Consider the following 7,492-nt stretch of genomic DNA (forward strand, 5'->3'; position numbering starts at 1 on the left):
CTAGTCGCTTCGCTATCGGGATCACGACGCGTGAAGGCCATCTCGTGGGCTTTCGCTGTTGCATCAAACACCTCGCCGACAACATATCTCGGAACCCGAACTGCAGCGCTTCCAAAGTGGCAGTATTAGGTTGGGCAACAGACCACGTTGGTTCGTCTCTTTCCATGTGCCCAGTTGTGCTATCATCGTTGATCCTCTCAAATGACAATCGACACTCACTGAACACCGGTGTCAGAGTAGCTAGCGCTCCGACAGGTCCGCACCCAGATGTTGCTCCCTCGTGTACTTTTTTGAGAAGCGCGTACGCAGTAAGATCATGGCGACGCCAGACGAGTTTGGCGAGTTTGGTGGGAGACACGTTCCAGAACCACTCGAAGAACCCTTAGCAGAACTAGCAGCTGCGTACGAGGACGCGATCGCGGACGAGGAATTCATGGATGAATTCCGTTACCTGTTGAACCATTTTGCTGGACGTCCAACACCTGTCTTCTATGCGGAGACACTGAGCGAGCGGTATGGAGCAGATATCTATCTCAAACATGAGGATCTCCTCCATGGTGGGGCACACAAACTCAACAATACGCTGGGCCAAACGCTGTTGGCAAAACGGGCAGGGAAAGACCGTTTGATCGCAGAGACGGGGGCTGGACAACACGGGACCGCGACGGCGATGGTTGGCGCGCTGTTGGATCTTGATACAACCGTGTATATGGGACGGCACGACATGCAACGGCAGGAGATGAACGTCTTCCGCATGCGTCTCATGGGTGCCGATGTCGAGCCGGTCGATCGCGGCAACGAGGGGCTTGCGGAGGCGGTCGATGCCGCACTAGAAGATTTCGCTGACAACGTCGAATCCACGCATTATCTCGTTGGGAGCGTCGTTGGTCCGGACCCGTTCCCGCGGATGGTTCGTGAGTTCCAGTCTGTCATCGGGACGGAGGCTCGCGAACAAATTCAGGAACTCCACGGCGAGCTTCCTGACGCGTGTGTTGCCTGCGTTGGCGGCGGGTCGAACTCAATCGGCCTCTGGCACGCATTCAAAGATGACGATGTGATGTTTTACGGCGCTGAACCGGGCGGGACCGATGATGCGAATCACTCCGCCCCACTGTCGAAGACGAGACAGGAGGAGCCACAGATTTTCCAGGGGATGAAAACGAAGACGATTGGAGACGACACTGAGAACCACTCAATTTCAGCTGGGCTTGATTATCCAGCGATTGGACCGGAACATGCTGCGCTCCAAGAGATGGGGCGAGCGGAGTATCATGCGATTTCCGACGACGAAGCCTTAGCCGCGTTCCGAGAACTGAGTGAAGCAGAGGGCATCATCCCCGCGTTAGAACCAGCCCACGCACTTGCGTTGGCCGCTAAATTGGCTGAAGAGGACCAACATGACACCCTGTTAGTCAACCTCTGTGGTCGCGGCGATAAGGATATGCAGACAGCTGCCGAACACTTCGACCTCTCAGACTGAGTCGCTCTCTCCGGAGACACCTTCTTTGGATCGGCCACTACAGCTCCTTTTCGAAGTGGACGAGCTCGTACGCCCCAGCTGTCGATGTCGCTGTTTGGTCGTACCCTTGGTTATGATAGAACTCGAGTGCTGCCGTCTGGCGGGTTGCTGTCGTTGCGAGTAGCGTCTCAAACCCGCCGGCAGCCGCCCGGCGCTCAAGTTCATCGAGAATTTGGCGGCCGTATCCACGCCGCTGGTGTGTCGGTGCGACACGCATCCGATGGAGTTCCGCGGCTCCGGGCCGGTTGCGTTCGTCGCTACGGCCGACTTCGGTTGGGATGAATCCACCCATCGCGACAAGGATTCCATCGTGGGTGGTCAGCTTGGCTACCTGCTGTGGTGATGCATCAAAATCCTCTGTTTGACCGGTCTGTGGGTGGTCAGTGTCGACAATGCCGACGACGAACGCGCCTCCGGTCTCAAGATACGATGTCGCTATCGTTCGCAGATCGTCTGTCCCGGGGATGTCTGATGGATCGACTCCTGTCTCCTGTATTGCCCATCGGTGAAGCGCCCACACAGCTGTGTCGTCCCGCGGATCGTATGGTCGGAGCGACAATCCGTGCGAGTTCACACCAGACGATGGTACTGATCGGGCTTGAAAAACCGGATCACTGTAGCCACCACCTCTCATCAGCCTCACTGACCGGAAGTTCGAACACACTCATTACGCCGATATCGATGCTGAACGAGGAATTATACTCTTGAGGGCTAATCCAAAGGTATGGCGACGACTTGTGCGCTCTGTCGCCGTGTCGTTCCTGACGAACGAATTGACGATCCTCAGGTCGTTCAGGAGCATCATCTGCGGCCGGAGGAGCGCGCTACCAGTCCCACGGTACTGCTTTGTCGGCCCTGCCATGACCAAATCCACGCGCAGTTCGCCAACACCGAGTTGCGGGACACGTACGACAGTATCGAGTCGCTCAGGTCAGCTGATCGACTCACCGGGTATATTGACTGGATTCGGGGAACGGACAAACTCAATATCAATGTCACCACCAGCAACCACATTCGCGAACGCTCATGAGTTGGTTTTCGTAGGTTTCCGAAGAAGCTAGCCTGCCGGCTGGACCAATCTCCAGACATAATCAACTGGAGCGAAACCGACTTGTCTGAAATTCCCCGAGTGATAGATGATATGTCTACTCGTGACGCGGAATTAGTAATCGAGACCTGGCGCATCCGCGAGCGGGATCTTCCTCGCGTTCCACCCGAGGGTTGGGAGACTGTGGACCGACTCCGCGAAGCTGTGTGTCTGGTCGTGACATGTCGCGTCGACGGTGTCGAATACGTCGAACCATTCGCGGGGTCGGCTACCAAGCGCGAACGATTCCATGCGGAGGTGACGACCGACGCGATTGGTGACGACCACATTCATATACAGGACGATATCTCAACGGATTCGTCTTCAACCGACTCTGGCCCATCGACCACAGCCAACGAGCGTGGGGATTCGTTTGATGAAACAACCAAGCAGTTCGATCTCGACGAGGCCCTCGACCGACTGTAGTGACGCTTCGGTTACCGGGCACGTAGCCCTCACGGTCCGAGCGCTGCGATGTCAGCCCCAACTGCTGCCCGGGCGTCTGCGGGGTTGGGATCGCTGTCAGCGAGGTGAGTCCACTCGCACGTAGGAAGCGACGCAATTCGCTCTGTGATGTCGTTTTTGTACGGCGCCGCAGACGGGATGCCGTCGCTTTGCCCCCAGATATCGTCAATGACGGTTGTCGAATCGATACGCACCTCTACAGTCGCCGGGACGCAGCAGGCGACCAGTGCTTCGAGCCCAAGATGTAGCGCGGCATACTCTGCGGTATTGTTTTCGGCGTTTGAGCCGACCGGTCGTCCGAGACAAGCAATTGTCGTGGCGTCGGCCTGAAGCACGGCCCCAGCTCCTGCCGGTCCCGGGTTTCCCCGAGAGCTCCCATCGACGTAGAGGACGATATCACTGCTGATGTCATTCAACGGGCCCTCGGTTACCGTCGACGGATCAGTAGTGAGTACCTCCCCGATTGCGGTTCGGATCTCATCGTCCGTCGTCCCCGGATCGAACAGTCCTCCGTACCCGGCGACGGCGGCATCGATGGCGTCGATAGCTGACTGTATCTCGTAATCATACAGTGCGAGCACGTCATCGACTCGACTCGCAAGCGGGGATAACGTCGCTGTGGGCAACCGATCCATGGCTACAGCCTACGCGCCAGTTGTGTGTCGGGTGAATCCATTATCCGTGCTTGGCGGAGAGCGGACAAAAACACGACGCCATTGAGGGACCTTCTTGATCGAGTCACCAGAGGAAGCACAGCGAGTGGCTTGGGGTCTGACCCGGAAGCGGTTCATTCTGAACGAATCGAACAGGACAAATATCCGATACGGCGTCGGTATTCCCGACTCTATGACGAGTTGTGCCCCCGGTTCGCGCCGAGAAATGTCGCCCACGACGGACGTGGAGTCACTCGGTGTTCCTCCCCCCAACACACCCACCAGTCGGTGGTTGGTAAAAGCAAGTGTCGGCTTCCTCTCCGCCTCCGGTGGGATGGAAAATCCGCCTCGCCCCTTGATTTGAAACGGGATTAGCGAACACAATTATGCAGTTTGGCCCGTATATCCACATATGAGTGATTCCGTTCACACCCCGCCTGGGCCGCCGTTGATCGGAAACGTCTCTCGATTTGCCGATGATCCGTTGCGGGTTCTCACCGGTGTTCAAGAGGCATACGGTGGGCAGTATCCCGTCGTTCGTCTCGATCCCTCGGTCGGTCCGCGGTTCAATATCGTTCTTGACTCGGACCTCGTTCACGACGTTCTCGCCGACAGAGACCGGTTTCGACGGCCGGCGGTGGGACCCGAAGAACAGCAACGACAGGGCCTCCTGTCGAGTGACGGAATCCTTTGGGAGCAACAACGGTCTGTGCTCCAACCATCCTTTGTTGGCGGAAAACTGGCCGAATACGCCGCTATCTCTAGTGATACGGTCGACGCAATGATCGCTGAGTGGCCAGCGGAAGGCACCGTTGACCTTCACGAGGAGCTCTCAGTCCTGACCCTCCGTGTTATTACACAGTCGTTGTTCAGTCGGGATACTGACGATGACCGTGCCAGAGCGGTCCATGACGCGATGGCTACGCTAAGCGCAGAAGTTGAGCCGAGCCTCGCCGATTTCGTCTTGCCCGAACAGGTCCAGTCAGAGCCCTCAGACGCATTTGAAGCCGCCGATCAGACTATCGAGGGGGTTGCACAGGAGTTTGTTGATTGGCATCAATCACAGGCCGACCCCCCAGATGATATGATCACCGCACTCATTGAAGCTAAGTCGGATCCGTCTGTCGAGTTATCTGACGACGAGCTCATCGACGAGGCAGTGCTCTTCATGACCGGTGGGCAAGAAACAACAGCGCTGACAATCACATACGCGTTCTATTGGCTCTCACAACATCCTGAGATGCGTGAGCGTGTTGCCGCCGAAGCACAATCAGTCCTCGACGGTGACCTACCCACCTGGGATGATTTATCAGATTTAACTTACACGGAGCGTGTCGTCCGAGAAACGCTTCGCTTGACCCCGGCCGTCTGGAACATCGCCCGCGAAGTTCGTCACGATACAACGCTCGCCGGGGCGGATTTTGAGAGTGATGAGGTGGTGCTCATGTCGCCGTATGCACATCATCGCGATAGCCGAACGTGGACCGATCCGCTGTCGTTCCGTCCAGACCGGTGGGCTGGTGAGGCCTCGCGCGGTCACAACTCGTATTTCCCATTCGGAAGTGGACCGCGAGTGTGTATCGGCAAACAGATCGCATTGACCGAAGCACAATTTACCCTCGCCCACGTCCTCCAAGAGTTCGACGTCGTAGTGGAGCAAGATGAATTATCTCTTCAACCTAGCGTGACGCTGCGACCGAGGAATACAGTTCGAGCATCTGTGACGGCCCGTTGACTGGTCTGCCAGTGAACGCGTTGACATTACGAATTCGAGGCGCCGGCCGACTCTTCGACGGTCCGACGGACATGCTGTAATTCCCGTTCGACAGTTCGGACCGCGGTATCAACCGAGTCAAACCGATCGCTTCCTGCGTCGGTGCATCCACGTTTCCGTGTGAGACGGATCGCTGCGTCGCTCAGTATCTCCGGACGCACAGCCAGTTTTGCTGCTGTACAAGGCGAAACGTCGCTGGGGAGTCGATACTCAACGATTCTGCCGGACTCGTCGCTTCGCTCCCAGCGTCCCGGTGCCGTGGGCAACCGCTCGATTAACACATCCGGATTGACCGCTGTCTCAGTGTGTTCACTCGCCATAGTGTGTGTAGTGGGCTCACGCAAACGGATTTTGCCGTTGCTGATCACACACCGGCCACATACCGTATCCTCGGAGTTTCCATTCCGTACCGGGAGTCACGCGGCCGTCGTCACACGATGTCAGTGAAAAACAGTGCCGCGACGACGACTGTCACCACGGGGATCAGCACCAGAGACGCCCGTTGTTGCCACCACTGTATCGGGGCCTGAAACCGGCCCGCTTCACGAACCGCCGCTGGGTTCGTTGCCACCGCGATATCACCTCCGGAGAGTGTAGCCCAATACGTGACTACCGGGAACAATACCATCCTAAGCGGTGACTCAGCAGACAGGATTGTTCCCAGCACAGCCGCGATAGCAAGGAACAACGGCAACGGCGCTAGTGCACGTGTTCGGATCACAGCTGGCGGCGTTGACCCCGTCACACTAGCGTCGAATTGGCCTAACGGGGTTGCTCCATCCCACGCTGGAAGGATGGTTATTTTCGGGGACAGTCCAGCCATTGCCGCTGGGATCGCGTGGCCGAGTTCATGTGGTCCAACAAGCAGCCCCACCAGAATTTTTGCCACCCGAACACCCATTGGATCAGTTGTCTGTAATGCTCTGAATCCACTTTACCAATCGGCTTGGGCCGTCCACTAACTCTCTCCGAGGGCCTCGCTGACGCATATCTCCCCACACTGGGGTTACTGACAGCGCTGACGATGTCAACACCCGGTGCGGTCCAAGTGCGACCCACCCCAAATCGGAGCTCCGGAAACCGATTCAGAATCCCCGGGCTAGGTACTCTGTCTGCTGTTCGCCATCTTCGATAGATTGGTTCCACTCGCTCCGCTTGACTTCGAGACACGACTGGTGTAATGCGTCACCTAGTGCCTCTGCCAACACCTCGTTGGTTTCGAACGCATCGAGGGCCGCCTCCAGCGAGGTTGGGAGCCGCGAAATGTCTCGGTCGGCGAGCTCATCCTCGGCAACCGTCTCTGGATCCGCATTGAGCGACGGTCCGGGATCGAGTTCACGTTCGATGCCGTCGAACCCTGCCGCTAGAAGGCCAACTTGGGCGAGATACGGGTTGTTCGTGTTATCAGAGGGTTTGAACTCAATACGGGTCCCAGCCTCTGGGTTGTCCGTGTTGACGGAGGGAATTCGAACCATCGCCTCCCGGTTGTCATGCCCCCAGCAGGTGTACGCTGACGCCCACATGCCCAGGGCCAGTCGGTCGTAGGATTCGACCGTCGGGGCGGTCAACGCCACGAGCGCCGGCGCGTGGTCGAGTAAGCCGCCCACGAAGTGCCGGCCCCGTTCGCTCAATGGGTACCGACTGTCAGATCCGGATCGTACAACACGTTCTCGTCGTCCTGCCACACCGAGAGATGGATATGACAGTCGGTGCCGGGAAGCTCAGGGAATGGATGTGGACGAAACGTTGCACCGATATCGTGCGCCTCTGCAACGGCTTTCACCGTCTCTTTGTACACAACGATCGCAATTTCGGCTTCCAACCGAGAACATCTTCAACTCCGATCAGTATACTGTGCTTCCCACCCCGCTCGTGCCTCGATCTCTCTGCTCCCCCGACGTGTAGTGGCATACTCATTGGTTCGTTTATCGCGTTGACTTTTTTCAACGAGCCCTTTCTCAACGAGCGTATCAAGATTCGGATATAGGCGGCCG

At 57.4% G+C, this 7,492-nt stretch carries 10 protein-coding genes; 4 read left to right on the forward strand and 6 right to left on the reverse strand.

Going from position 1 to position 7,492, the window contains the following annotated elements; genetic code table 11:
• Nucleotides 1–316 precede the first annotated feature (316 nt).
• Nucleotides 317–1,480, forward strand: coding sequence for a tryptophan synthase subunit beta (gene trpB / locus ACFQMF_RS15300; protein ID WP_256409668.1), 1,164 nt, complete (start codon nucleotides 317–319; stop codon nucleotides 1,478–1,480).
• Nucleotides 1,481–1,517: 37 nt separating this feature from the next.
• Here trpB and ACFQMF_RS15305 read toward each other — a convergent pair whose 3' ends face one another.
• A complete protein-coding gene (locus ACFQMF_RS15305; RefSeq protein ID WP_256409669.1) occupies nucleotides 1,518–2,093 on the reverse strand; it encodes a GNAT family N-acetyltransferase in 576 nt (191 codons plus the stop codon).
• A gap of 150 nt (nucleotides 2,094–2,243) precedes the next feature.
• Between ACFQMF_RS15305 and ACFQMF_RS15310 the strand changes: the two genes are divergently transcribed.
• Both ACFQMF_RS15310 and ACFQMF_RS15315 read left to right on the forward strand, forming a co-directional pair.
• Nucleotides 2,244–2,549 (forward strand): hypothetical protein, encoded by a 306-nt coding sequence (locus tag ACFQMF_RS15310; RefSeq protein ID WP_256409670.1) that lies wholly within the window; start codon nucleotides 2,244–2,246, stop codon nucleotides 2,547–2,549.
• A 111-nt stretch (nucleotides 2,550–2,660) separates the two neighbouring features.
• The gene (locus ACFQMF_RS15315) at nucleotides 2,661–3,032 is read left to right on the forward strand and encodes a hypothetical protein (protein ID WP_256409671.1); all 372 of its coding nucleotides are present in this window, start codon (nucleotides 2,661–2,663) and stop codon (nucleotides 3,030–3,032) included.
• Nucleotides 3,033–3,061: 29 nt separating this feature from the next.
• On the opposite strand, the gene ACFQMF_RS15320 is transcribed toward ACFQMF_RS15315, so the two are convergent.
• The gene (locus ACFQMF_RS15320) at nucleotides 3,062–3,706 is read right to left on the reverse strand and encodes a ribonuclease HI family protein (protein ID WP_256409672.1); all 645 of its coding nucleotides are present in this window, start codon (nucleotides 3,704–3,706) and stop codon (nucleotides 3,062–3,064) included.
• Nucleotides 3,707–4,136: 430 nt separating this feature from the next.
• Here ACFQMF_RS15320 and ACFQMF_RS15325 point away from each other — a divergent pair, with 430 nt between their 5' ends.
• Nucleotides 4,137–5,459 carry a cytochrome P450 gene (locus tag ACFQMF_RS15325; RefSeq protein ID WP_256409673.1) on the forward strand — a complete coding sequence of 441 codons (1,323 nt, stop codon included), beginning with the start codon at nucleotides 4,137–4,139 and terminating at the stop codon, nucleotides 5,457–5,459.
• A gap of 469 nt (nucleotides 5,460–5,928) precedes the next feature.
• Here ACFQMF_RS15325 and ACFQMF_RS15330 read toward each other — a convergent pair whose 3' ends face one another.
• The 4 genes from ACFQMF_RS15330 to ACFQMF_RS15345 form a co-directional block, all read right to left on the reverse strand.
• On the reverse strand, nucleotides 5,929–6,069 hold the full coding sequence (locus ACFQMF_RS15330; RefSeq protein ID WP_256409674.1) for a hypothetical protein: 141 nt from the start codon (nucleotides 6,067–6,069) through the stop codon (nucleotides 5,929–5,931).
• 514 nt (nucleotides 6,070–6,583) lie between these two features.
• The gene (locus ACFQMF_RS15335; RefSeq protein WP_379792272.1) at nucleotides 6,584–7,129 is read right to left on the reverse strand and encodes a type I glutamate--ammonia ligase; all 546 of its coding nucleotides are present in this window, start codon (nucleotides 7,127–7,129) and stop codon (nucleotides 6,584–6,586) included.
• Entirely contained in the window at nucleotides 7,126–7,296 is a 171-nt protein-coding gene (locus ACFQMF_RS15340; RefSeq protein ID WP_379792274.1) for a hypothetical protein, read from the reverse strand. The genes ACFQMF_RS15335 and ACFQMF_RS15340 overlap by 4 nt, the downstream gene beginning before the upstream one ends.
• Before the next feature lie 36 nt (nucleotides 7,297–7,332).
• Nucleotides 7,333–7,492 (reverse strand): helix-turn-helix transcriptional regulator (locus tag ACFQMF_RS15345; RefSeq protein WP_379792276.1); only part of this gene is annotated, 160 nt, incomplete at its 5' end.

This window comes from Halorubrum rutilum (genome assembly GCF_042665015.1).
GTDB lineage: Archaea > Halobacteriota > Halobacteria > Halobacteriales > Haloferacaceae > Halorubrum > Halorubrum rutilum.